Origin of the sequence: Cylindrospermopsis sp. CR12 (genome assembly GCF_001432185.1) — a bacterium.
GTDB lineage: Bacteria > Cyanobacteriota > Cyanobacteriia > Cyanobacteriales > Nostocaceae > Raphidiopsis > Raphidiopsis raciborskii.
Window position 1 is genome coordinate 102,539 of record NZ_LMVE01000048.1, and the last position, 24,388, is coordinate 126,926.

The 24,388-nt window shown below is 39.7% G+C and carries 20 protein-coding genes; 11 read left to right on the forward strand and 9 right to left on the reverse strand.

Going from position 1 to position 24,388, the window contains the following annotated elements:
- The first annotated feature begins 63 nt into the window (after positions 1–63).
- On the forward strand, positions 64–1,104 hold the full coding sequence (lpxD, locus tag ASL19_RS06915; RefSeq protein ID WP_006275632.1) for a UDP-3-O-(3-hydroxymyristoyl)glucosamine N-acyltransferase: 1,041 nt from the start codon (positions 64–66) through the stop codon (positions 1,102–1,104).
- An 84-nt stretch (positions 1,105–1,188) separates the two neighbouring features.
- Positions 1,189–2,616 carry a YcjF family protein gene (locus ASL19_RS06920; protein ID WP_057177828.1) on the forward strand — a complete coding sequence of 476 codons (1,428 nt, stop codon included), beginning with the start codon at positions 1,189–1,191 and terminating at the stop codon, positions 2,614–2,616.
- Here the strand turns inward: ASL19_RS06920 and ASL19_RS06925 are convergent.
- Together ASL19_RS06925 and rpaB are read right to left on the reverse strand one after the other, a co-directional pair.
- The gene (locus ASL19_RS06925; protein ID WP_057177764.1) at positions 2,608–3,270 is read right to left on the reverse strand and encodes a cofactor assembly of complex C subunit B; all 663 of its coding nucleotides are present in this window, start codon (positions 3,268–3,270) and stop codon (positions 2,608–2,610) included. The genes ASL19_RS06920 and ASL19_RS06925 overlap by 9 nt on opposite strands.
- Positions 3,270–3,998: a response regulator transcription factor RpaB gene (gene rpaB / locus ASL19_RS06930; protein WP_006275629.1), complete on the reverse strand. Its 729-nt coding sequence runs from the start codon at positions 3,996–3,998 to the stop codon at positions 3,270–3,272. The genes ASL19_RS06925 and rpaB overlap by 1 nt, the downstream gene beginning before the upstream one ends.
- Before the next feature lie 179 nt (positions 3,999–4,177).
- Here rpaB and radA point away from each other — a divergent pair, with 179 nt between their 5' ends.
- The gene (gene radA / locus ASL19_RS06935; RefSeq protein ID WP_057177765.1) at positions 4,178–5,746 is read left to right on the forward strand and encodes a DNA repair protein RadA; all 1,569 of its coding nucleotides are present in this window, start codon (positions 4,178–4,180) and stop codon (positions 5,744–5,746) included.
- A gap of 25 nt (positions 5,747–5,771) precedes the next feature.
- On the opposite strand, the gene rfbD is transcribed toward radA, so the two are convergent.
- The 4 genes from rfbD to rfbB are packed head-to-tail and all read right to left on the reverse strand — an operon-like array spanning position 5,772 to position 9,282.
- Positions 5,772–6,683: a dTDP-4-dehydrorhamnose reductase gene (rfbD, locus tag ASL19_RS06940; RefSeq protein ID WP_057177766.1), complete on the reverse strand. Its 912-nt coding sequence runs from the start codon at positions 6,681–6,683 to the stop codon at positions 5,772–5,774.
- Positions 6,680–7,225, reverse strand: a complete 546-nt coding sequence (gene rfbC / locus ASL19_RS06945; RefSeq protein WP_057177767.1) for a dTDP-4-dehydrorhamnose 3,5-epimerase — start codon at positions 7,223–7,225, stop codon at positions 6,680–6,682. The genes rfbD and rfbC overlap by 4 nt, the downstream gene beginning before the upstream one ends.
- A gap of 51 nt (positions 7,226–7,276) precedes the next feature.
- Positions 7,277–8,158: a glucose-1-phosphate thymidylyltransferase RfbA gene (rfbA, locus tag ASL19_RS06950; RefSeq protein WP_057177768.1), complete on the reverse strand. Its 882-nt coding sequence runs from the start codon at positions 8,156–8,158 to the stop codon at positions 7,277–7,279.
- Between the two features lie 2 nt (positions 8,159–8,160).
- Complete coding sequence (gene rfbB, locus ASL19_RS06955) at positions 8,161–9,282, reverse strand: dTDP-glucose 4,6-dehydratase (RefSeq protein ID WP_057177769.1); 1,122 nt, start codon at positions 9,280–9,282, stop codon at positions 8,161–8,163.
- Between the two features lie 134 nt (positions 9,283–9,416).
- Here rfbB and ASL19_RS06960 point away from each other — a divergent pair, with 134 nt between their 5' ends.
- From ASL19_RS06960 to ASL19_RS06985, 6 genes are all read left to right on the forward strand, one after another.
- Positions 9,417–10,811, forward strand: a complete 1,395-nt coding sequence (locus ASL19_RS06960; protein ID WP_057177770.1) for a hypothetical protein — start codon at positions 9,417–9,419, stop codon at positions 10,809–10,811.
- 182 nt (positions 10,812–10,993) lie between these two features.
- Positions 10,994–11,455, forward strand: coding sequence for a ribosome maturation factor RimP (gene rimP, locus ASL19_RS06965; protein WP_057177829.1), 462 nt, complete (start codon positions 10,994–10,996; stop codon positions 11,453–11,455).
- Between the two features lie 207 nt (positions 11,456–11,662).
- On the forward strand, positions 11,663–12,949 hold the full coding sequence (gene nusA / locus ASL19_RS06970; RefSeq protein ID WP_057177771.1) for a transcription termination factor NusA: 1,287 nt from the start codon (positions 11,663–11,665) through the stop codon (positions 12,947–12,949).
- A gap of 12 nt (positions 12,950–12,961) precedes the next feature.
- Positions 12,962–13,231 (forward strand): YlxR family protein, encoded by a 270-nt coding sequence (locus tag ASL19_RS06975; RefSeq protein WP_006275620.1) that lies wholly within the window; start codon positions 12,962–12,964, stop codon positions 13,229–13,231.
- Positions 13,232–13,703: 472 nt separating this feature from the next.
- Entirely contained in the window at positions 13,704–16,808 is a 3,105-nt protein-coding gene (gene infB, locus ASL19_RS06980) for a translation initiation factor IF-2 (RefSeq protein ID WP_057177772.1), read from the forward strand.
- A 288-nt stretch (positions 16,809–17,096) separates the two neighbouring features.
- Positions 17,097–17,294 (forward strand): hypothetical protein, encoded by a 198-nt coding sequence (locus tag ASL19_RS06985; RefSeq protein WP_006275618.1) that lies wholly within the window; start codon positions 17,097–17,099, stop codon positions 17,292–17,294.
- Between the two features lie 63 nt (positions 17,295–17,357).
- Here ASL19_RS06985 and ASL19_RS06990 read toward each other — a convergent pair whose 3' ends face one another.
- Together ASL19_RS06990 and ASL19_RS06995 are read right to left on the reverse strand one after the other, a co-directional pair.
- A complete protein-coding gene (locus tag ASL19_RS06990) occupies positions 17,358–18,845 on the reverse strand; it encodes a CPBP family intramembrane glutamic endopeptidase (protein ID WP_057177773.1) in 1,488 nt (495 codons plus the stop codon).
- Positions 18,846–18,997: 152 nt separating this feature from the next.
- The gene (locus ASL19_RS06995) at positions 18,998–20,986 is read right to left on the reverse strand and encodes a DUF262 domain-containing protein (RefSeq protein WP_057177774.1); all 1,989 of its coding nucleotides are present in this window, start codon (positions 20,984–20,986) and stop codon (positions 18,998–19,000) included.
- 691 nt (positions 20,987–21,677) lie between these two features.
- Here ASL19_RS06995 and ASL19_RS07000 point away from each other — a divergent pair.
- Both ASL19_RS07000 and modA read left to right on the forward strand, forming a co-directional pair.
- The gene (locus tag ASL19_RS07000; RefSeq protein WP_057177775.1) at positions 21,678–22,286 is read left to right on the forward strand and encodes a Uma2 family endonuclease; all 609 of its coding nucleotides are present in this window, start codon (positions 21,678–21,680) and stop codon (positions 22,284–22,286) included.
- A 53-nt stretch (positions 22,287–22,339) separates the two neighbouring features.
- A complete protein-coding gene (modA, locus tag ASL19_RS07005) occupies positions 22,340–23,155 on the forward strand; it encodes a molybdate ABC transporter substrate-binding protein (protein ID WP_006275615.1) in 816 nt (271 codons plus the stop codon).
- Between the two features lie 89 nt (positions 23,156–23,244).
- Here the strand turns inward: modA and ASL19_RS07010 are convergent, their stop codons facing one another.
- On the reverse strand, positions 23,245–24,324 hold the full coding sequence (locus tag ASL19_RS07010; RefSeq protein ID WP_057177776.1) for a fatty acid desaturase: 1,080 nt from the start codon (positions 24,322–24,324) through the stop codon (positions 23,245–23,247).
- Positions 24,325–24,388: the final 64 nt, after the last annotated feature.

Genomic DNA, 24,388 nt, shown 5'->3' on the forward strand with positions numbered 1-24,388 from the left:
TACAAGAGGATGAGTTATAATAGGTAATTATTAACAAGGTAATAAAATAACATCTGTCAAATTATGATATCTTTCAGCCAAGTTGTGGATAAACTCCAAAACAATATTACATCCCACAGTTTGACCTCCCACCCAGAACTGAATCCTGAAATTAGGGGAGTTGCTGCTATAGACGAAGCACAAGCGGGTACTATCAGCTATGTGGAAGGACCAAAATTTGCCTCCTTGCTTACCTCCACAAAAGCTAGTGTGTTGATTTTACCCCTAGATGAAAAATTGCATCAGCAAGCTACTGCTCAGGGTATGGCCTGGTTAGCAACCCCCCAACCCCGTCTATTGTTTGCACAGACTATCTCCCTATTCTATCAACCATATAAACCCTCCCCCTCCATTCACCCCACCGCTGTAATTGACCCTAGTGTTAAAATCGGTGATCATGTCTATATTGGCCCCCATGTAGTCATACTTGCTAATACAGAAATTGGTAATGGTGTCTTTATTTATCCCAATGTAGTTATTTATCCAGATGTAAAAATAGGCGATCGCACGGTTTTACATGCCAATTGTGCCATTCATGAACGCAGTCAAATTGGTGCGGACTGTGTAATCCACAGTGGTACTGTGATTGGTGCTGAAGGATTTGGTTTTGTTCCCACTACAACAGGCTGGTTAAAAATGGAACAGTCTGGTTATACAGTATTGGAGGATGGGGTGGAAATAGGTTGTAACAGTGCGGTGGATCGTCCAGCGGTGGGGGAAACACGTATTGGTAAACACACTAAAATTGACAATTTAGTGCAAATTGGTCACGGTTGTCAAATTGGTTCAGGTTGTGCTATTGCTGGTCAAGCGGGAATAGCTGGGGGTGTAAAAGTGGGGAACCGGGTCATTCTAGCGGGACAAACGGGAATTGCCAATCAGGTAAAAATAGGGGATGGAGCAATTGTTAGCGCCCAAGCTGGTGTTCATGGCGATATTGCACCGGGAGAAATAGTCTCAGGTTCACCTGCTCTCCCTCATAAACTCTATTTAAAGGTATCTGCTGTATATAGCAGGTTGCCAGAGATATATAATTTCTTTAAACAGTTATCAAAAAATCCATAGCAACTACCGGAATTGCCACTGGAAATCACTTTAGTGGTTGATTTTGAGATATTCTAAAAAATAATGCTCGGGAGAATGGCAACTGTGAACTTACAAAAACCAATATTAGTGGGAGGATTAGGATTATCCTTTTCTCTATGGATGTTAAACACTTGGCACGACTCTATCATACAAATGGCAGAGTTGGGTTTGTTAGGTGCTTTAGCAGTTGGTGGAGGATTATGGTTGTTGCGCAAAAATCAACCCGGTGAACAGCTACATGATAGTCCACCAGATAGAAATAAGGTGGAAGCTGTTATCAGTCAAACCCAATCTATTATTCACCAAATCGCCAATGAGGTAGCTGATCACCCCAGTCTGTCAACTCTACAAGAACAACTGGCCAAATTGACTTTGGAGCTAGATAGAAAGGAAGTCCAAATGGCGGTTACCGGTGGTAAGTCTGTAGGCAAAAGTACCATAATTCATCTCCTCAAAACTGTATCTAATTTATCTGCTAATCCCTTAGAGTTGGTGGAAACATCACCTTTATTTACGGAACTCGGTCAGGATGGTGATGCTGCTATTTTGTTAGGACTACAAAACTCTGATTTGGTGCTATTTGTCACTAATGGAGACCTTACCGCATCCCAACTAGACGTTTTGCAAAAATTACGATCTACTCAACAATTAGTTCTACTAGTTTTTAATAAGCAAGACCAGTATATGACTGAGGAACGCGCGATTATTCTCCAGTCCCTGCAACAAACATTCCCCGGTCATGTGCTCCCTATTTCTGCTTCTCCCCTACCCATAAAGGTCAGAAAGCATCTTGCTGATGGATCCATTCAAGAGGGTATGGAACAACCCACAGCCAATATTCAACAGTTGGTAGAACAGCTCAAGGTGATTTTGGCACAACAAGCACCACAGTTGGTTTGTGCAACCACATGGCGTAAGTCCCTATTTTTAAAAACCCAAGCTAGAAATTGCTTGAATTCTATTAGACGCGATCGCTCTTTACCTATTGTAGAACAAAATCAGTGGATCGCTGGTGCTGCTGCATTTGCTAATCCCCTACCCGCTCTGGATATATTAGCAACTGTGGCCATTACCGGTCAAATGGTTATGGATTTAGGTAATATCTATCAACAAAAAATCTCCCTCGATCAGGCCCAAACAGTAGCTAGAACCCTTGCAACCCTAATGTTCAAGTTGGGACTGGTGGAATTATCTACCAAAGCAGTAACGGGTATTTTAAAAACCAATGCTGTTACCTTTTTCGCTGGGGGGATGGTAGAAGGTGTCAGCGCGGCCTATTTAACTAAAATAGCTGGTTTAAGTTTAATTGAGTACTTTGAACAGCAAGACATAGCTTTAACAACTGACTACCAGTTAAATATGGAAACACTAGGTCGAGTGCTACAAAGGGTATTTCAAGAAAATCAGACTTTGGCATTATGGGAAATATTTGTCAAGCAGGGTGTTAAACGCTTATCACCTGAAACTAAACCTTCAACCATATTAGCTTGACTGCTGCTCCATTCGGTTTTCCAGGGTAACTGCTAATTTGTCCGCAATACCCTCAATCCAATTTTCATCCTGTTTCGTATAACTACGGGGAGCATTTGCTCCTAGGATTAGTACCCCCTCTTTACCAATAGGTTGACAAATTACCCCTTGTGTGTTTTCCGGTAAATAATCAAATTCAATTTTGGCAGGGTAAACCCTGAGCGCAACTAAATAAATTGGTTTTTGAGTCCCCAGAACTCTTTCTAGTATGGGTCCAGGTATTACCTCTGCTTTAGAACCTAAAATTCCACGTCTTAACAGAACCTCACCTTTATAATAAACAACGAGCGATCGCGTAACTGTATTAGTTAATAATAAACGGGATGCCCAAGCCAATTCGGTCTTGATTGTTTCTGGTAAATCTGATGCTAGAATAAATCCTTCTTTCCCAATCAGTTCCACAGTATCAGGGGATTTGGGTTGTACTTGTTGCCAAATTAGTCCAGTGAGGATTAAAACCGCACTGAGGATCACCCCCAAAACATCACCCCTAGCTTGAGATTCTGTAAGCTGGGGTGTCAACACACGATTCACCAACAACAACACAGCACCCAGACTTCCAACTACTAGGGGGAGAAGGCGTAAAATTCTATTTGGATCAGATTTAGTAGTCATCAATCTTCCCCTGCTTCTAGGATGCGTTGAAAAAGATAACCTGTTCCCCTCGCAGTTAAGATTAATTCTGGATTACTGGGATCATCTTCTAATTTAGCTCGCAACCGAGAAATATGAACATCTACCACCCGAGTATCTACGTGACGCTCTGGTGTATATCCCCACACCTCTTGTAAAATCTCAGAACGGGAAAATGCCTCTCCAGAACGACTTACTAATAATTCTAATAGACTAAATTCCATACCAGTTAGTCGAATCCGTTCATCACCTTTATAAACTTGTCGCTTATTTGTATCTATTTTGATGTTGCCAACATGAATTACCCCGGAACTGGGAATACCAGTAGTCCCATTTTTATCAACCCTACGTAAAACTGAACGAATCCGCGCTTCCAGTTCCTTGGGGGAGAAGGGTTTGACTACGTAGTCATCTGCACCTAATTCTAAACCTGTGATCCGATCAGCTACATCCCCTAAAGCTGTTAGCATGATAATGGGGACATCGGACTCCTTACGCAGCTCTTGACATACTCCATAACCATCTAACTTAGGCATCATCACGTCTAAAACTACCAGATCTGGATCTGCTTTGCGGAAGGTTTCCAAAGCCTCTTCTCCATCACCTGCAGTTACCACATCATAACCAATCATGGAAAGGCGTGTTTCTAAAATCCGCCGAATGCTTGCTTCATCGTCCACTACGAGGATTTTTTCCTTATTACTTTCCAAGTTTTCCTACTCTCCGTTAAATTTTGTTTTGTGGAATTTTCATACCATACATAATATTAAGATATCATTCTACCTATTAATTCAAAAAAGCTAAAAAAGCAATTTCTACTACCTACCAGTTTTGCTTCTTTTACCTTTTCTTGCACCTGACCAAATTTTAATGTTTTTTAATATTACCCATGGCAAAGCCAAAGACGATTTTTATTTGCAGTAATTGTGGGTCTGAGTTCTCTCAATGGTTTGGCAAATGTTCTAATTGTGACACCTATGATTCTCTCGTGGAACAAAATGCCAATTCCTTAGGTGTGGGTGGTTGGCACAGCGCTCAACCAGCTGCTAAATCCACTAAGCCTTCTAAACCCAGAGCATCATTGACTTTTGACCAAATTAGCGATCGCCAAATTGCTCGATGGGAATCGGGATATTCGGAGTTGGATAGAGTACTTGGTGGTGGTGTAGTTCCCGGATCTATGGTTCTCATTGGTGGAGATCCGGGTATTGGCAAATCTACCCTATTACTCCAAGTATCTAATGAACTATCCCAGCGATACCGTATTCTTTATGTGACGGGAGAAGAATCAGGACAACAGGTAAAATTACGCGCTTCTCGTTTAGGAATGTCCAAACCTCTCCAGGTGGTTTCCGTAGAGGATATCAACACAAGCTCGGAAAGTTCTCACCCACTACCTGAACAAGATCCGGGGAATAATGTTGAGGATGCTGTGGAAGATGACCAGAGGGTTACCGTGGAACACCACACCATCAGCTCTGACTTGTATGTCCTTCCGGAAACAGATTTAGAAGAAATTCTCCGAGAAATTGACTCTCTCAAGCCAAATCTAGCAGTAATTGACAGTATACAAACTGTTTTCTTTCCTGCACTCACATCTGCTCCTGGTTCCGTAGCTCAAGTTCGGGAATGTACCGCAGCTTTGATGAAAGTCGCCAAACATGAAGATATTACCATGTTAATTGTGGGTCATGTTACTAAAGAGGGGACTATTGCTGGACCAAGAGTTTTAGAACACCTAGTCGATACGGTTTTATATTTTGAGGGCGATCGCTTTGCTTCCCATAGATTATTAAGAACCGTAAAAAATCGTTTCGGAGCTACCCATGAAATTGGTATATTTGAAATGGTGTCTAATGGGTTAAGAGAAGTCCCTAATCCCTCGGAGTTATTCCTGGGAAATCGGGATGAACCCTCTCCCGGTACTGCTATTGTAGTTGCTTGTGAGGGTACAAGACCAATAGTTGTGGAACTACAAGCCTTAGTTAGTCCTACAAGTTACCCTTCACCCCGCAGAGCTGGAACAGGTGTAGATTTCAACCGGTTAGTACAAATCCTAGCTGTGTTAGAAAAAAGAGTGGGAGTGCCTATGTCAAAGCTAGATTCTTATGTTGCATCTGCGGGGGGTTTGAGCGTAGAAGAACCCGCGGTTGATTTAGGGATTGCAGTTGCGATTGTTGCTAGTTTTCGAGATAGAATAGTTGACCCGCAAACAGTATTAATAGGGGAAGTAGGGTTAGGGGGACAAGTAAGGTCAGTGTCCCAAATGGAGCTGAGATTAAAGGAAGCTGCAAAATTAGGATTTAAACGAGCAATCATACCCAAGGGACAAAAGTTTCCTGACTTGAAGATAGAAATATTAGAAGTTTCTAAAGTTATAGATGCTATAATAGCAGCTATTCCCCATCAATCTTTAGAAAATAGCGATTTGGATTTAGAGGAGGAGGATGAAGACTAAAAGATTGTTAGGAAAGATTATTAAACTAACTATCCAGAGCCAAATCTAAAACCTGTTGCCAATTTGATATTTTCAAACCAAAAGTATCCAATAATTTTTGGTTATCTAATAGAGAATAACTAGGTCTGGGTGCGGGTGTGGGGTATTCTGGTGTCGTTATTGGCACTAACCTTTGTAACTTGTATTGACCATATTGATCATCAGCAAATTTATCGATGAGAATAGCTTTGGCAAAACCGTACCAACTGGTTTTTCCCCCACAGGATAGATGATATATCCCCCCTTTCTCAGCCATAAAATCAGCCAGATAAGTAGTACCTGAAATCACCATTTGACCGCGAATTTGAGCAATGATTTGGGCGGTTACTTCTGCGATCATCCTGCTCCAAGTAGGTGACCCGATTTGGTCATCAACCACTCGAATTTCTTCTCTTTCTTTGGCTAACCTTTGCATAGTTAATAAAAAATTCTTACCTCTTAGACCATAAACCCAACTAGTACGAAAAATCAGGTGATTTGTGCCAACAGCTTGAATAGATTTTTCCCCTGCTAACTTAGTTTTTCCATAAACATTTTGTGGAAACGTTGGGTCATTTTCCTGATAGGGAGTATTTTGATTCCCACCAAAAACATAATCGGTAGAATAGTGAACGATAGCAGCTCCTAACCTTTTTGCTTCCTCAGCAAGAATACCAGGAGCAACACCATTAATAGACATAGCTAAATCTGGTTCTAATTCTGCTCTATCCACCGCAGTATAAGCAGCAGGATTGACAATTAAATCTGGTTTTATCTCCCTAATTGTGGAGGTAATTGTTTCATATTGGGATAAGTCTAATTCATTTCTCCCTAAACAAATCACATCCCCCACAGTCATCAAACTGCGTTGCAATTCCCAACCTACCTGACCAGAAATACCAGTTAAAAGAATTTTCATGGGTAAACCTCCGCTTGGGAAAATAATTTTCCAGATTTATCCTTGGAGGAAACAATTGGTTCATCCCCAATTGGCCAAGAAATAGCTAAATCTGGATCGTTCCATAAAATACATCGGTCATATTCTGGTGCGTAATAATCCGTAGTTTTATACAAGAAATCTGCATATTCTGATAGGACTAAAAAACCATGGGCAAAACCTGGTGGAATCCAAAGTTGATGCTTATTAGCTGATGATAAATACACACATACCCATTGAGAAAAGGTAGGGGAACTCTTCCTTAAATCAACAACAATATCAAAAACTTCACCAACTGCAACACGAACTAATTTTCCTTGCGGTTGCTGAATCTGATAGTGTAACCCTCGCAGCACATTTTTGCCAGAGCGAGAGTGATTATCCTGAACAAAGTGAGGAGATATTCCCGTTTTTTCTGTAAAGAGCTTTTCATTAAAACTCTCATAGAAAAAACCTCGCTCATCACCAAAAACCTGTGGTTCAATTAGTAGCACGTCTGGAATTTCTGTCTTGCTTACTTTCATAAAATTCTCTTGGGTTTATTTGATTGTTTAAATTTGATTGTTTAACAAACACTATTTAAAAGTAATTTCATCTTGTAAAATTCGTCGCAAATACATCCCATAACTACTTTTACCCATAGAATCTACTAAGAACTGGAGTTGGGGACGATCAATATATCCCTGATTGTAGGCAATTTCCTCAATGCAGGCAATTTTTACCCCCTGTCTTTCTTCTAAAGTATAAATGAAATTACTAGCTTTACGTAAGGAATCATGGGTACCCGTATCTAACCAAGCATATCCACGTCCCAAAATTTCCACCCTTAATTGCTCTTGTCGGAGATAGGTTAAATTGATATCTGTAATTTCTAATTCACCCCGCGCAGAAGGTTTTAAACTAGCAGCGATTTCTACCACTTGAGCATCATAAAAATAAATGCCAGGAACAGCATATTTTGATTTGGGAATTTTTGGTTTTTCTTCAATACTAATTGCCTTTCCTAAATGGTTAAATTCAATCACACCATAGTTTTCTGGTTGGGTGACTTTATAACCAAATACTAACCCTCCATGCTCTAGTTGCACAGCACGAGTTAAAATTTCTGTTAACCCATGTCCATAAAATATATTATCTCCTAAAATCAAACAAACGGGCTGGTTTTTGATGAAGTCCTTCCCCAAAATAAAAGCCTGGGCCAATCCTTCTGGTTTTGGTTGCTCCACATAACTAAACTTTAATCCCCATTGACTACCATCCTTCAACAGTTTTTCAAATAGTGGCAAGTCTCTGGGTGTAGAAATAATCAAAATTTCTTTGATTCCCGCTAACATTAGTACGGATAAAGGATAGTAAATCATGGGCTTGTCATAAACAGACATCAGCTGTTTACTAACTACCTGAGTCAGGGGATAAAGTCTTGTCCCTGAACCACCTGCTAGAATAATTCCTTTCATTGTTACCCCTTTAACTGTGATGTTTCACGAGATTCATAGTTCTGTTTGATCCAGTTTTGGTATGCTCCACTAAGGATAGATTCTACCCAGGCTGCATTATCTAGATACCAACGCACTGTTTTGATTAATCCACTCTCAAAGTTCTCTTTGGGTTGCCAACCTAATTCTTTGGCAATTTTACTACAATCAATCGCATACCGACGGTCATGACCAGGACGGTCTTTAATAAAGGTAATTAGGGATGAGTATTCACAGTTGGGTTTGGGCGCTAGTCTTTCCAAGATCTCACAAATCTTGTTCACAACTACTAAGTTCGTTTGTTCATTCATTCCCCCAATATTATAATTTTCACCAATTCTACCCTCTTGCAGAACTAGATAAATGGCATCACAGTGATCTGTGACATATAACCAATCCCGGATGTTTTGACCATCACCATATATGGGTAGGGGCTTACCATTTATAGCGTTGATAATCATTAAGGGAATCAGTTTTTCAGGAAATTGTAATGGTCCATAATTATTAGAACAATTGGTCGTTAAGGTCGGTAGTCCATAGGTATGATGGTAAGAACGAACAAGATGATCTGCGGATGCTTTAGATGCTGCATAGGGACTGTTAGGCGCATATTGGCTATCTTCTCGAAAAGCTGTATCTTCAGCATTTAAAGAACCATACACTTCATCTGTGGATATATGTAAAAATCGGAAGGATTCCTGTTTTTTAGATGACAGTTTTTGCCAGTAGGTTTTACTGGCTTCCAGAAGCTTAAAGGTTCCAACTACATTAGTTTCAATAAAATTCCCCGGACTAAAAATAGAACGATCAACATGTGTTTCTGCTGCAAAATTTATGACTGCATCTACTTCATACTCTTCTAATAGGTAACTCACTAGCTCAGAGTTACCAATATCTCCTTGAATGAATCTATAACCCTCTTGATATTTTTCATTCCGTTCTATCTCAGTCAGGTTTTGTAGGTTACTGGCATAAGTTAGCTTATCTAGATTAATTATGTTACCATAGCCTAACCTTCTAGCATGCAGGACAAAGTTAGACCCGATGAATCCCGCGCCACCGGTGACTAGTAAATTTGGTAGATCATTTCTCTGGTAGTTTGACATATTAAATGCAATTAGGACTGATTGAATTTCTATAGATAACCCGAGGTAACAAACCTTTAAGATTTATAACATTCTTGTGTATTTAACTACATGTAAGATTACTATCTAGTTTCTAGTGAGCAACCCAATTATATATGAGTAAGTTGAGAATTTCCAAGCAACATCTATGGTTAGAAAGGTTGATGGCAATCACTGCTACCCTTAATTTGGGTCTGGTGATGTTTGACTGGAGTTACGTACCTTGGCGAGATTTTTACTTTCGCAATTTGCCCCAACTTAGTCGTATTTATGATCCAATTAAAGGCATTGAACCCCATCGAGATACGGTGAACTATTTAAATAATATAGCCAGTTTACAAGTCCAGGTGAGTGAAAGTGGTTTAGGTTCCCCTGTTGTAAAAACTAAACTGGCAGAAATTCGCCGTATGAGCATGGATATGATTGATAGTAACCCCTTTGCGGGATCTGGGAAAAGTGGAACCCTAGAAAAAATTAAAAACCGCATGCGGGAAAGAGTAGGTCAGGAGTCATCAAAGAGCGCTTTTACAATTTTCTGGAGTCCGGAATATTTATCCCAGGGACGATGGGTAGAAGAAATTGAATTTTTTAATCGGCAAATTCTCCCTAGTATTGCTAGTAATTACTACCGGAGAATTGGCGAAAATGGGGAGTTGATCAATAATTTTTGGTTAGTTGATTTACCATTTGTAGCTGTATTTGGGTTGGAACTGTTATGGCGGAGTTTTTATATTAAGCGTCAAAACTCTCATCTTAGTTGGTTGGAGGCAATTTTATGGCGTTGGTATGATCTATTTCTGTTGTTTCCCTTTTGGCGCTGGCTACGTATTGTACCAGTCGTTGTACGTCTAGACCAATCAAATCTTATAAACTTATATTTAGTAAGAAAACAGATTCACCAGGGTATAGTCGCTAATTTTGCCGAAGAAATCACGGAAATTGTTGTGGTGCGGGTGATTAATCAAATTCAGTTCTCGATTCAACATAGTGATATTAGTCGTTGGTTCGACCCTAAACAAAATGAACGTGAGTATATAGATATTAATAACATTAATGAAATAGAGGCAATATCAGGAATATTAATACGTATTTTAATTGATACTGTTATGCCTAAGGTTCAACCGGAAATCAATGCCATTTTGAGTCGTAGTATGGAAGGGGCCTTAGAACAAGTCCCAATTTATCGCAACCTGTTACAGCTGCCAGGATTGAGCCAGGTACAAAATCAACTCAGTGGAGAGATAGCTGACCAAATTGGCAAAAATCTTTATTCAATAATGACTAAAGTCAGTAAAGATCCCCTAACCGCTCAACTTTTTAAGGACTTAATTGGTAAATTTACAACTACATTATCAGGAGAAATACAGGCAAAACACATACTAGTAGAACTCCAAAGTTTGCTAAATGACCTTTTAGAAGAGGTAAAAATAAACTATGTGCAGCGATTGTCCCAAGAAGACATAGAGCAAATTATAGAGCAGACGAGAAAAATGCGGTCTAAAGCAGTGTGAACAAAATCAGGCGATCGCAGAATTTTTCTTGCCAGTTAATTGGTAGCAGGGTGTCAACAGCAAAAAAATAGATTACACTAGCATAGAGAGACAAACCTAAAAAAGTTCGTCTCAGACTTCTGGGAAGATATCCCTATCGCCGGAAGTGGGTGGGTGCCCACTTTTTTTTATTCAATTATCGCATGACTCATCCCTTAGTTCCACAAATTATTGAATTAGCGACTCCACTAGCAGCAGAACTAGGACTGGAAGTTGTGGGCATGGTTTTTCATACAAACCAGCGTCCTCCCATTTTGCGTGTAGATATTCGCAATCCTCAACAAGATACTAGTCTAAACGATTGTGAAAAGATGAGCCGTGCTTTAGAAAGTTCCCTAGACGCAGCTGAGATTATTCCAGACACTTATGTTTTAGAAGTATCTAGCCCAGGGATTTCGAGGGAATTGGCAACTGACAGGGAATTTATTTCCTTTAAAGGATTTCCTGTAGTTGTATCTACCTGTGATCCCGATGATGGAGAAAAAGAATGGAGAGGTCAGTTGATTCGTCGAGATGAAACAAAAATTTACTTAAATCAAAAGGGTCGTGTAGTAGAAATTCTCAGATCCCTGGTTACCAAGGTGCAATTAGATGATCACCCCTAATGAAATTGAGATTTTTTTATGTGATTGAGAAAATATAGAGATATAGCGATCTAGAACGTCTATCCAGCAGTCACGCCATAAACCTGTTTTAAGCGTTCTTACCAAAGCTATAAAATTAGTCAACGATTTTCCTAAAAATTGGCAACATAAACAGTGCAAAATTGCAGCGTTTGCACGGATAAAAATTAAGGATTAAGGAGACTGCTTATGTCAATGGTTACTTTACCCGGATTAAAAGATTTAATTGAAAAAATTAGCCTAGAGCGAAATTTACCCCGTTTAGCAGTACAATCATCCATTAGGGAGGCACTACTTAAAGGTTATGAACGCTACCGCCGCGCCCAGAATTTAGAGCGCAGACAATTTGACGAAAATTATTTTGATAACTTTGAGGTAGAACTAGATATTGATGGGGAGGGATTTCGGGTTCTTTCCACCAAAACAATCGTAGAAGAAGTAACCAATGGTGATCATCAGATTTCCTTAGATGAAGTGCAACAGGTAGCGCCTGAGGCTCAATCTGGGGATTCAGTAGTCTTAGATGTGACACCAGATCAAGGGGAGTTTGGACGCATGGCAGCCATGCAAACCAAACAGGTTTTAGCACAGAAGTTGCGAGACCAACAGCGTCAAATGGTGCAGGAAGAATTTCAAGACTTAGAAGGTACGGTTTTACAAGCAAGAGTTTTAAGATTTGAAAGACAATCTGTAATATTAGCAGTTAGTAGTAGTTTTGGTCAGCCAGAGGTGGAGGCAGAACTACCAAAAAGGGAACAATTGCCAAATGATACTTATAGATCTAATGCAACATTTAAGGTATACTTAAAAAAAGTTTCTCAAGGACAACAAAGAGGGCCACAATTGCTAGTATCTCGTGCGGATGCAGGATTAGTAGTTTACTTATTCGCTAACGAGGTGCCAGAAATAGAGGATGAGGTAGTGCGAATAGTAGCAGTAGCTCGGGAGGCCAATCCTCCTTCCCGTTATGTTGGTCCGAGGACTAAAATAGCAGTAGATACTTTAGATCGGGATGTGGATCCGGTAGGGGCGTGCATTGGAGCTAGGGGATCAAGAATTCAAGTAGTGGTTAACGAATTGCGCGGTGAAAAAATAGATGTAATTCGCTGGTCACCGGATCCAGCCACCTATATTGCTAACGCGTTGAGTCCTGCTAGGGTAGATGAGGTACGCTTAATGGATCCTGAAAGTCGCCAGACCCACGTTTTAGTAGCTGAAGATCAGCTGAGTTTAGCCATTGGCAAAGAAGGTCAAAACGTGAGATTAGCTGCACGGTTAACCGGATGGAAAATAGATATTAAAGACCAGGCCAAATATGATTATGGAGCGGAGGATGCCAAATTTGCAGCAGTTAGAGCCAACTATCAGGAGGAGAGTAATCAACTGGATAATCAGTTTGAAGTTATGGAAGAGGAATATGAAGATGATCCAGACGCAGGGGAAGATGACTTTAACTCAATGGAGGAGGAAAATTAAAGGAAATAGCAAATGAAACCAAACTATCGGCGTTGCATTAGTTGTCGTCGGGTAGGAACAAAGACAGAGTTTTGGAGGATTGTTCGTCTGTTTCCATCTGGCAAGGTAGAATTGGATCAGGGCATGGGGCGTTCTGCTTATATTTGCCCTCAAGCCGACTGCCTGCATAAGGCACAGAGGAAAAATAAACTAGGGCGCTCCCTAAAGGGAACAGTTCCAGAAACAGTCTATGAAACATTGTGGCAAAGACTCGGTCAGGAAAATAACCACAACCAGGGTTGACCAAAGAAAATCCTGGTGCTAGTTATGATCCGATTATCATACCACAGATGTTATCCCCAAAAAGGGTAGCATTCAGTTGCTAGAATTATATGGAGCATTCGACATGGTGCGTGGAGACCCCGCGAAACCTGAACGCCCGGAAAACCGTAATAAGTTTTACTCGACTTTGTAGTGGAAAACTCAGAATCAGCAAAACCTAAACCTAAACCATGGCAACCTGGTAGCGTCAAAGCGCAGTTCGGCATCAAGGATGCCCAAGGAAATTTTTTATGAAAAAAAATTTTGCGGGATCCAGTCAACCATCATTACCGGTGGGGATGCCAGTATGAAACCGGAACATCTCTCTTTCCTAATTATTTGGAGGCACCGACAACATCACCAAGGGCAACCTAAAAAACAGTGATCAAAGGATGGAGATGTCGGAAACCAGGCAACCGTCCGTTAAAACTGTAAATTAAAGGGGAAAGAGTGGATGAACAACGGCAAAGTTAGAATCTACGAATTATCAAAGGAATTGAATTTGGATAACAAAGAGCTATTAGCAATTTGCGACCAGCTCAATATCGCGGTCAAAAGCCACAGCAGCACAATTTCTGAAACAGAAGCGACACAAATTCGCGAAGTGTCACAAAAGCTGACAGCAGCGAGAATGGCGCAAAAAAAAGAATTAGGTATAAATAACCATAAACCAAATTCCCAGAAACCTGGCTTCCGAAACCGATCTGCTGCACCTCGTCAACAACAAATTTTGGAGATTCGTAAACCCAAAATCTTGAGAAACACTACCTCCAGTGCCTTAGAGGCATCAGTTGCTACCAACGGACAGTTTGCTTCATCTGACAGTGTCAATATGACCGACCCATCGGTCACACTTCCATCACAACCACGAACTTTTGCTACATCAGCCTCACCCATGAAACCGACGGCACCAACTCGACCCATACCCAAGAATCAATCTGAAAACCCACATAAATCGGTGGTAGACACAGATCATAAGCCCCATGCTCCAGCGCCGGAAAAAATTAAGGGGGAAAAACCTGAAAAACCTCCTGCGCCCAAACCTAGAACGGAAAAGCCACAAAAACCCCAATTGGTCAGTCCCCCATCCAGACCAGCAGGGGAGAAAACTTCGGATACAGAACAACCCCTATCCACAGCGGAAAAACCCATCCTCAAACGGGAGCGTCAACAGCGTCGGGAGGAGGAACATGGCAAACCCAGAGCCACTAAGCCCCCGACAGACCAAGCGCCACCTCAAAAAACCGGTCGTCCTACCCCGCCCCCAATCAGAGCAGAGCATCGGGGGGCTAAACCGGGTGATATCCAACGCCCCACCAGACCAACAAGACCGTCGGAAACAGCAGGTGATACTTCACTAAAACCCATGGTGGGAGGAGGGAAGAAGGATCTGTTGGTGGAAGAGGTTATAGCACCACCGCTGCTGGATTTGAAACGTCCAACCCCGCCACGCAATGCTAAAACTGGTAAGAAGTGGCAAGAAGAGGAAGTAATTGACGAGCTGAAGGAAAAATCCAAGGTCGGTATTAAGAGCAAACGGGTTAAACCCATTTTGGAGGATGATTTTGAGGATGATGATCTAATGAATGAACAGGGGTTGGAAATTCCCGCCAGTGTTCAAGTTAGTTTATCTATAGCTCGTCCACCTAAACCGAAAGCACCCAAGGCTATCCAACAACCTGCTTTGGCGGTGGCTCCCCCAACAGGTCGCCATAAAAAACCCGGTGCTCAGCGTGACCAAAATCGTCGCCAACAAACAACGGAGGTTGAATTACAAGAACGACCCAACAAGCTAATTGTGACAGGACCAATGACAGTGCAAGAATTAGCAGAAGCCCTGCTAGTTGCTGATACGGAAATCGTCAAAATTCTGTTTATGAAGGCTATGGCGGTAAGTATCACCCAAAGTCTGGATATTCCTACTATTACCCTGGTGGCCAAAGAACTAGAGGTAGAAGTGGAAACGGCGGAACCGGAAGCTGAGGCCCGCAAGGTTACGGAAATGATTGACATTGAGGATCTAGACCATCTGATTCGTCGTCCTCCCGTAGTAACTATTATGGGTCATGTGGACCACGGGAAAACTACTCTCCTGGATTCTATCCGTAAAACTAAGGTGGCTGCTGGGGAAGCTGGTGGTATTACTCAGCACATTGGCGCTTACCATGTAGATGTGGAACATGAGGGGAAAACTCAACAAATCGTCTTCCTGGATACTCCCGGTCACGAAGCTTTTACTGCCATGCGAGCTAGGGGGGCGAGAGTAACAGATATTGCCATCTTAGTGGTAGCTGCTGATGATGGTGTGCGCCCTCAAACGATAGAGGCTATTAGTCACGCTCAAGCAGCTGGTGTACCTATTGTTGTAGCTATTAATAAGATTGATAAAGAGGGTGCCCAACCAGAAAGGGTTAAACAGGAATTGACTAATTATGGATTAACCGCAGAAGACTGGGGTGGAGAAACAATTATGGTTCCTGTTAGCGCTATTAAGGGTGAAAATCTGGATACCCTACTGGAAATGGTCTTATTGGTAGCAGAGGTGGCTGAACTTTCCGCTAATCCCAATCGCGCTGCTAAGGGAACGGTGATTGAAGCTCATTTGGATAAGGCTAAGGGAGCTGTGGCTACCTTGTTAATTCAAAATGGTAGTCTCCATGTGGGGGATATGTTAGTAGCAGGATCCGCATTCGGTAAGGTTCGAGCCATGGTTGATGACAGAGGTCGTAGGGTAGATGCTGCTACCCCCTCCTCCGCTGTGGAAGTCCTGGGCTTAAGCGATGTTCCTGCTGCAGGAGATGAGTTTGAAGTCTTTGAAAATGAGAAGGAAGCACGAGCGATCGCTGGTGAACGTGCAGATAAGCAACGTCAGTCTCGATTACTACAAGGTAGGGTTACTCTCACAACCCTATCTGCTCAAGCTCAAGAGGGCGAGTTGAAGGAACTGAACTTAATTCTCAAGGGGGATGTTCAGGGTTCTGTGGAAGCGATTATTGGCTCCCTCAAGCAAATACCTCAAAATGAAGTACAAATTCGTCTGTTGTTGGCTACAGCAGGGGAAATCACAGAAACTGATATTGACCTAGCTGCTGCTAGTAATGCAGTAATTATTGGTTTTAACACTACTTATGCTAGTGGTGCTAGACAGGCAGCTGACGAAGCAGGTGTGGATGTGAGGGAATACAATATCATCTACAAACTATTGGAAGATATCCAAGGTGCCCTAGAAGGTCTGCTAGAACCGGAGCTAGTTGAAGAACCCCTCGGACAAACGGAAGTGCGTGCTGTTTTCCCCGTGGGACGCGGTGCAGTTGCTGGTTGTTATGTTCAATCTGGAAAACTGGTGCGTAATTGTAAGGTGAGAATTCGTCGCCATAGTAAGGTCATCTATGAAGGAGTATTGGATTCTCTGAAACGCATGAAGGAAGACGTTCGGGAGGTGAACTCTGGCTACGAATGTGGTATTGGTATTGAAAAGTTTCATGATTGGATCGAGGGTGATATAATTGAAGCTTATCAAATGGTAACTAAACGTCGTACCCTCACCTTAACTAAGTAGGCGTTGTGGTTCTGGGATGCTGGGTTACAAAATGGTGCAACCTTTTTACAACCCGGCACTTACCTGCTTATTATTTCTAATGTTAAGTATCCGATATATTCTGGGTTTTAGTGATCCGTTACACAGAATTTAATGGAAGGAGAAGGTTATATTGAGAAAAGATTAAATAAAATTTTTGCCTCCATTACCTTTTGGTAATGCCATACCCGTTAAATCCTACTTCACCGTAGGTAGACTACAAAAAGCTAAACACAGTACATATAAGTTTTAGAAGAAGAGTGATAAACTATGATTCGTATTTCGGCACCTAAGAGTCCAGACCTTACTTATGACGACCAAGTTTGGCAAAACCTAAAATATGCCATCTCTACTACCTCTGGTTTTCAACGCTGGCAACTAGAAAGCAAATCAAAGCTAACAGGTTTACGATTAGAACAGCAAGTGCAAAAGTATTTAAGAGAGACCTTAGAAACCTTGGCCTATTAAAAGGGGATCCAGGTAGTGGATCTCCCTGGAGCAAAGCTTATAGAGGTGTGTTGCTATGGGTCCCTAACTATTGCTGCCACCCAAAATAAATAAACTGACTAAAGTACCACTATTCCATAGTCCATGGAGAAGCATAGGGGCCAAAAGATTACGAGACCGGGTATACACTACACCTAAAACTATACCCAAGGCGGTCAGTGGGAGCATTTCAGATAAACTCAGGTGAGCAATAGCAAATATAAAACTACTAACTACTATTGCCCACGAAACCGGTAGATGGGAAGTAAGGGATGGCAATAAGAACCCACGAAACAAAAATTCCTCAAACAAAGGTGCTGCGATCGCAGCGGTGAGGAAAAATATTCCTAAAGCTACACCATCCCTGTTTTCCAATGCCATTTGTAAGAGAGGATTACTTCCACCTTCTCCCTTCCATAAAATTTGATTTATCAGTGATACTATGATCACGATGGGAACTGCTGCACAGTACCCACCTATTCCCCACAACAACCAATTATCGAACAACCGGAACTTAAACCATTCTTCTGGTAAGGGTAAATAACGCTTAATGGAAATATATAAAACTGACAGTGCACCAAAGGATACTAATATGTAACTAATCAAAACAGAAAAAGCCTGAATTTGCAGGTTTTCTGAATAGGGAGAAATAGGTAGTAGTTGGAGTATTGTGGGTACAAATACTTGTCCCATGAGGAAAAATCCCACGATAAACACTTGAAGGACTATTTCCAAATTCCAGGGGGTTAACCATACCCTTTGGGCATTTTGAGCTAGGATAGATTCCCTACCCTTGATGAGACGCTGAATCATCAGGGATATCAGTAGTATAACACCAATCAAAGATATGGATCCAGGAACCACAGTGATTATAGCTAGTTTAAATATTGCTTGCTTCGCGACTTCTTCCTGTGCAGCTTGAAGATCTGTCAAAGCATCAAGACGTTGCTGAACTTCATATAATTGGGTTAAGGCAGTATAGCGAAACCAACCTGCCAAATTTTTTTGGATTAGGGGTTGAGCATTGGGGAGTAATCGAGGAGGGGTATTCCATATTCCAATAAGCACTTGAGCGGTTTTGGTAATTTCTGTTCTTTCGCTAGGTTGGATTTGATTCCAAGTGCTGATAGCAGTTTTAATATTGCTCTGTTTTGCTTGTAATATTCCCAGTTGTAGGTCTAATTCGTCCCGCAACCTAAATAATTCTTCTAGTCTAGTTTTTGAGATCTCTTGAACAGAATTTGTAACTGTTTCAGCTTTATCTATACTTTTTTGTACAGAGTTTCGTGTTTCTTCATATTGGTTATTTGCATTTTGTATAGCACCATCGCCCACTATTGCTTGCAGAATCTCGGATAATTGGTTATCATTACTATTGTATGCTTCCCAGGTTTGGGCTTGCAGAACAATATTGGTTTGGTATAGTTCTAAAATACTTTGGAATTGGGGTTTTTGCCAACTAGCAAATAGGGATAAGCCCAATAAAACCAGTGATAATAGGGTGATACCAGTCAAAAAAAATCTTTTGGTCATCTATATCCTCAATTTGACATTTCCCATATTTTGGACAATAACTGGTCGGGGTGAAAAAAACCAGAGTAGTTTAGATAGCTTAACAAATTCCTAGACATTGCTCAACAAAAGTTCACCACAGATAAATTACAGCATATTTGATTGTATCTTAACTAGTCATTTTCCACTTTCCATTCTTCCATGGGAATTTCTGCTGCTTGAATGGCTTTCACGCAAAAAGAATAAATATCTTTAGCGGATAAATTTACCTCAATAAATAATCCGCATTCTAACTTTCTAGATTCACGAAAATATTTCTCATCTTTGCCAATAAAACGAGGAAATTGCTCGGTGATTTTTTCCAACTTGTCCGGTTCTAAATCTGCTATCACATTTAGAGTTTTTTGCAAAACATCTCGCCAACTTCTTACACTATATGTCTCAAAGAATGTAAGTTTTCTTGGAGTTGTGAAAGTTATTTGGTTGTGAGACTGATTAGATGAGTTCGCATAATCTTGATTACCAAAGTAAGGCCAAATTTCCAGAACCTTATCCACCAAATATGAGCTACGCTTTTCTATATCCTCTCGTTTCCAACTTTCCTGTTTGTCAAAATACTTATTGATCTCTAAATGGCTTCTTTTCAATGTTTCTTTCTTTTCAAAAAAGTTATTGTTAGATAACTGACCATTATAAGCAATGAGAGTAAGATTTCCCAAAGAGTGAATTAACAAATTATGAGTTGTTCCATAATCTTCACCCAGGTGTTTTTCCCACCATGTACTCAATTTCTGTGGCATAATATGTTCGATAAAAAGACTCTCAAAAGATAACTGTTCTTTACGACCAAAAGACTCTTCAATAGATTCCAAAATTAACTTTCCTTTTTCAGATCGCCCTTGTCTACCATATAATTGCACCTCTGATAAACAGGTTTTAAACTTTTCGTCTACCGGGTATTCATGTTTTTGTAAATCAAGTTTTAGTGTTTCAACAAAACTAGTATTATTGAGATTACTATTTTTGCTAACTTGCTTGTAAAGTCCAGCAAATATTTTATTTAATCCCCTTGTTTGAATATTACAAACAAAACGACGAATGACAAAATTTTCCAAAATATCAAAGACTGAGATCAAATCCTGCTTTGATAGTTTATTATTTTGATAATCGTCATAACAATTGAGCAGAAACGGATAAACAGTAGCTACTTCTAGTCTTTTAATTCTATTTAAGTAACGACTAACAATTAGATCTTCTTCTTTGTGGGGGTCTAAAAATTTTGTATAGTATTGAGAAAATTTATACAAATCCTTTAGAATAGCAAGTGCATCGTTTCTGATTTTTTCCTTGATTGCAAAATAAATTTGATCTTTCTTGATTTCGTCCCCACTTTTAGTTAAATAATGTCTAATGAATTCCGTTAAGTTATCATCTAAATTTTCCTGCATTTTTAACCAATATTCCTCATAAGCTTGTTCCTGTTCATCTGGAGAAATGCTTAAGAAAAAATAGTTGCGAACTAAATCAGCCTGGGTCAAAGATTGACCCTTGTAATTAAGGCTTTCAAAAACTAAATAGGGATTATCATCTGTACTTAAAACAATGTTTACAACACACAAGTGATTAGAAATAACCTTCTTGATTCTGTCAATCTGTAAATCCGTTCGCCTAATTTTCTTCTCAAAAAACGTATAGCATTGACCTATTTTCGCGTTAGAGTCCGGATTATATTTATTCTCAATTAAACCGTAAAATGCTTCCCTGTCGGTTTGTGCAGGTTGCAGTTTATAAACTTCTGTTCCCTCTTGATATTGATTAATCAAAAACTTGTTGTGTAACTCATCTGACAGTTGTGAACCTTTATTTTTTTCCTTTGCTTTGTTTCTTAAAACACAAATAAGAATAAAAATAGTAGTCAATCGTTGCTGTCCATCTATCAGTATATATTTATCTACTCCTCCTGTGATATCTGATTCTGGTATGCTAACCATAGGACCCATAAAATGGGGATGAGGGTTTTCCATCCAACATAGCTCTTCAATATCACTCCACAATACTTCCCATTGCTGCTTATCCCAACTATATTGTCTTTGAAATAAGGGAATAATAAATTGCTTATCTCCCTGAATTATCTCTCTTAGGTTACTTTCTGAGGCTTTCATTAGTACGTATATCCTTTTATAGTCAAATACACTTCCATAATTATAACATTATTCCGTATAAAAAACAGAACATTGTTCTATAACCATCTGTTTACTACTAACTTAGCTGGTAAAAGGCCCATAGTCTAGTGAAAATAGGGGAGTGGAATAGCTAAGTAGTTGTGCAAAATAAATTGCAGCAACACTGGACGATCTCTCATAGGGACGCAATCAATCGCTCTTTTCATTTAAAATAAATTCATATACACCCTAATTGTTGCAACGCGTGTAGGTTGGGTTGATAAAACCCAACCTACACGCGTACCTATAGCAATTGGATAATTTGTGCCATCAAAAAAGATACAGTAACACGCCTGGGAGTGTCAAGCTACACCAAAATTACGCCACAATTTTTACCGATTTGATGCCCGTACTGCTGAGACTAAATATTTAAATCACTGGACATTTTAAGATAATTTTTGAATTATCTGCTATACTAGCAACATAAGCCAAAAAATCCAACTACCTTACATCCTAGGGAGTGCTTCGCAATCGATGGAATGGCTAAATATAATTCTGAATTGTGTCCTAGACCCAGGATCTTGTAGGTTGAACAACCCCACGGGTTACCCTACCGCTAACCTATCCTATAAATAATCGTGCCTCCCTACTTAGTCTAATAGCAACAGCTCTATTAATCCACAAAAGAAGTATGAAACTAGAAACTATTACACAAGAAATCAAAATAGTTACAGTCCACTATACACCAGAAGAATATTTAGAACTGGAGGAAAAATCTGATTGTAAAAATGAATATAGAAATGGAGAAATTATAAATATGGCTGGTGGAACAACAAATCATAACAAACTAGCAGGTAACTTTTATTTCCATCTTAATTTAGCACTAAATGACTTAAACTATGAAGTTTATATTAGTGATGTCAAACTGTGGATACCAAAATATCGCCAATTTACTTATCCCGACCTGATGGTAATTGAGAGTGAACCTATTTATTATGGAAATAACACCACCATAATTACCAATCCCTTATTAATAACTGAGGTTTTATCCAAATCCACAAAAGATTATGATCAGGGAGATAAATTTCTTTATTATCGTTCAATTCCCCAATTTAAAGAATATATTTTAATTGATCAGACTAGGCATTATGTAATGCAATACGTAAAAAATAATGAAAATCAGTGGTTTTTGACTGAATATGAAACGGAAGATGCGGTTTTAAATGTAGCATCAATTAAGCTAAAATTACCATTGAAGGAATTGTATAAGAAGGTTAACTTGTTAACAACAGTAGAATAAGCTGTGTCGCGCAGCCTAATATAGTCTAGCAAAAATACGGAGTAATAATTGAAATGACAATAAAATTGCCCAAAATTGATTTTACCATATTATGGAGAAAATTACCCATACTAATTGCTACAGCTCTAATCACAATGTTCCTAGCCATTGGTATATCAAACTGGACAGTAGGTCAGTCAACTACCAACCTATTGGTGTCCGCTGCTGGAAGTTTGCAAGATGTATTAAACGAACTTAAACCCATATACCAAAAAGAGCAAAAGAATGTGAACATTAGCTTCAACTTTGCTGCTTCCGGACCATTACAACAACAAATAGAACAGGGAGCATCCGTGGATATTTTTATATCTGCTGCTAAAAAACAAGTAGATGCTTTAGAAAAAAAGAACCTCTTACTTCCTGAGAGTAGAGTGATCATAGCTAAAAACCGTCTAGTCTTGATTACACCAAAGAATAGTTCTGGTGTCAATAGTTTTTACAGTCTTCAAGATGAAAAAGTAAAAAGGATTGCTATTGGTGAACCTAGGAGCGTACCTGCTGGACAATATGCAAAACAAGTTTTAGAGCAGTTGAAAATCTGGTCAAATATAAAATCAAAACTGGTTTATGGCAACAATGTACGTCAGGTTTTAGCTGCTGTAGAAAGTGGTAATGCTGATGCGGGATTGGTATATGCAACCGATGCAAAAATTTCTGGACAGGTAAAAGTGGTGGTTGTAGCTGATGAAAAATTTCATTCTCCCATCATCTATCCGTTAGCAATAATTAGGGGAAGTAAAAATGTTGATGCTGCCAAAAATTTCTCTAAATTTTTAGTGAGTAATCTGTCAAAAACTGTTTTTAAAAAATATGGTTTTATTGTACCTTAGGTAAAAAGAAAAACCCCAAAGTAAACCAGAACGCCTAACTAACTTTGACTGACGTTCTGGCTAAAACTACAAAATCAATAATCTAACAATTACTTGCCATTACTTCCATAAGAGGTGTAATAAACCTGGCCACCTTGATCGGGAACAAAATGACAAACTTTGGCAGAATGTAATAATGCTTTCCAAATAGGAACCTGAGATTGGTGATAGTATTCACCTAAAATTGGTTTAATCGCTTTTGTTGCCTTCAATAAATTATAATGAGGCATATTCAAAAAGATATGATGGGCAACATGGGTGCCAATATCATGGTGAATGTGGTTGAAAATTCCATAGTCCCTATCAATAGTGGAAATTGCACCCTTTAGGAAATTCCAATTCTCACCACGATACCAGGGTAAGTCCTGTTCAGTATGATGTAAATAGGTGACTAAATCCAACCAAATTACAAATACAATATAAGGAGCAGCATAGTATTTCAATAACCACAACCAACCCCATTGATAGGTCAAGAAACCCAATAAAGTTACCATAGCAATCCATAAGGTAGTGCTGGTAATAATGTCTCCCTTTTCGGAAGGTTTAAACAAACTACTTTGAGGATTGAAGTGGGAACCACTTTTTCCGGGGGTACGTTGGAATAAATAAATAGGATAGGCTAGTGGTAAAAACAGATAGTAGCGAATTAACTTTTGTAAAAAAGGTAATTTTTGATAACTAGACTCATTCAACGGATACCAACTCTCGTCATTTTCCAAGCTACCGGTGTTTTTATGATGAGTTCGGTGACTAATTCTCCAACCATGATAGGGTACGAGAATGGGAATATGAGAAAGATGACCTACCAAATCATTTAGCCATTTATACTTGGAAAAAGATTGGTGTCCACAATCATGACCAACAACAAATAAGGCCCAAAACATTGTGCCTTGCATTATCCAGAAAACCGGCCAAAAATACCAGGAGTCTAGATAACTTGCTAGCGCATATAACCCGATGATAATCGCAATATCACGAAAAAAATAATACAGTGATTTAAGTACACTGGGTTGAAAACATTCGGGGGGAATGGCAGCTTTTAAATCTTGAAGAGTAAATGGCAACTTGTCTTCACTTTGAGAAGATTCAATGTCAAGATTTTGGTTTGATTGAACAGTTTTTAATTGCACTGGATTTTTTCTTCTTAAATGAAGGTCACAATTGGATATTTGACAGGCAAAACGCCTGTCCTGA

Coding starts and splice junctions, on each gene's coding strand:
- radA (WP_057177765.1), top strand. CDS start 4,178: ATGGCAAAGCCAAAGACGATTTTTATTTGCAGTAATTGTGGGTCTGAG.
- ASL19_RS06990 (WP_057177773.1), bottom strand. CDS start 18,845: ATGACCAAAAGATTTTTTTTGACTGGTATCACCCTATTATCACTGGTT.
- lpxD (WP_006275632.1), top strand. CDS start 64: ATGATATCTTTCAGCCAAGTTGTGGATAAACTCCAAAACAATATTACA.
- rimP (WP_057177829.1), top strand. CDS start 10,994: ATGACTCATCCCTTAGTTCCACAAATTATTGAATTAGCGACTCCACTA.
- rfbA (WP_057177768.1), bottom strand. CDS start 8,158: ATGAAAGGAATTATTCTAGCAGGTGGTTCAGGGACAAGACTTTATCCC.
- nusA (WP_057177771.1), top strand. CDS start 11,663: ATGTCAATGGTTACTTTACCCGGATTAAAAGATTTAATTGAAAAAATT.
- ASL19_RS06975 (WP_006275620.1), top strand. CDS start 12,962: ATGAAACCAAACTATCGGCGTTGCATTAGTTGTCGTCGGGTAGGAACA.
- ASL19_RS06995 (WP_057177774.1), bottom strand. CDS start 20,986: ATGAAAGCCTCAGAAAGTAACCTAAGAGAGATAATTCAGGGAGATAAG.
- rfbC (WP_057177767.1), bottom strand. CDS start 7,225: ATGAAAGTAAGCAAGACAGAAATTCCAGACGTGCTACTAATTGAACCA.
- ASL19_RS06985 (WP_006275618.1), top strand. CDS start 17,097: ATGATTCGTATTTCGGCACCTAAGAGTCCAGACCTTACTTATGACGAC.
- rfbD (WP_057177766.1), bottom strand. CDS start 6,683: ATGAAAATTCTTTTAACTGGTATTTCTGGTCAGGTAGGTTGGGAATTG.
- ASL19_RS06925 (WP_057177764.1), bottom strand. CDS start 3,270: ATGACTACTAAATCTGATCCAAATAGAATTTTACGCCTTCTCCCCCTA.
- rfbB (WP_057177769.1), bottom strand. CDS start 9,282: ATGTCAAACTACCAGAGAAATGATCTACCAAATTTACTAGTCACCGGT.
- infB (WP_057177772.1), top strand. CDS start 13,704: ATGAACAACGGCAAAGTTAGAATCTACGAATTATCAAAGGAATTGAAT.
- ASL19_RS07000 (WP_057177775.1), top strand. CDS start 21,678: ATGAAACTAGAAACTATTACACAAGAAATCAAAATAGTTACAGTCCAC.
- ASL19_RS06960 (WP_057177770.1), top strand. CDS start 9,417: ATGAGTAAGTTGAGAATTTCCAAGCAACATCTATGGTTAGAAAGGTTG.
- modA (WP_006275615.1), top strand. CDS start 22,340: ATGACAATAAAATTGCCCAAAATTGATTTTACCATATTATGGAGAAAA.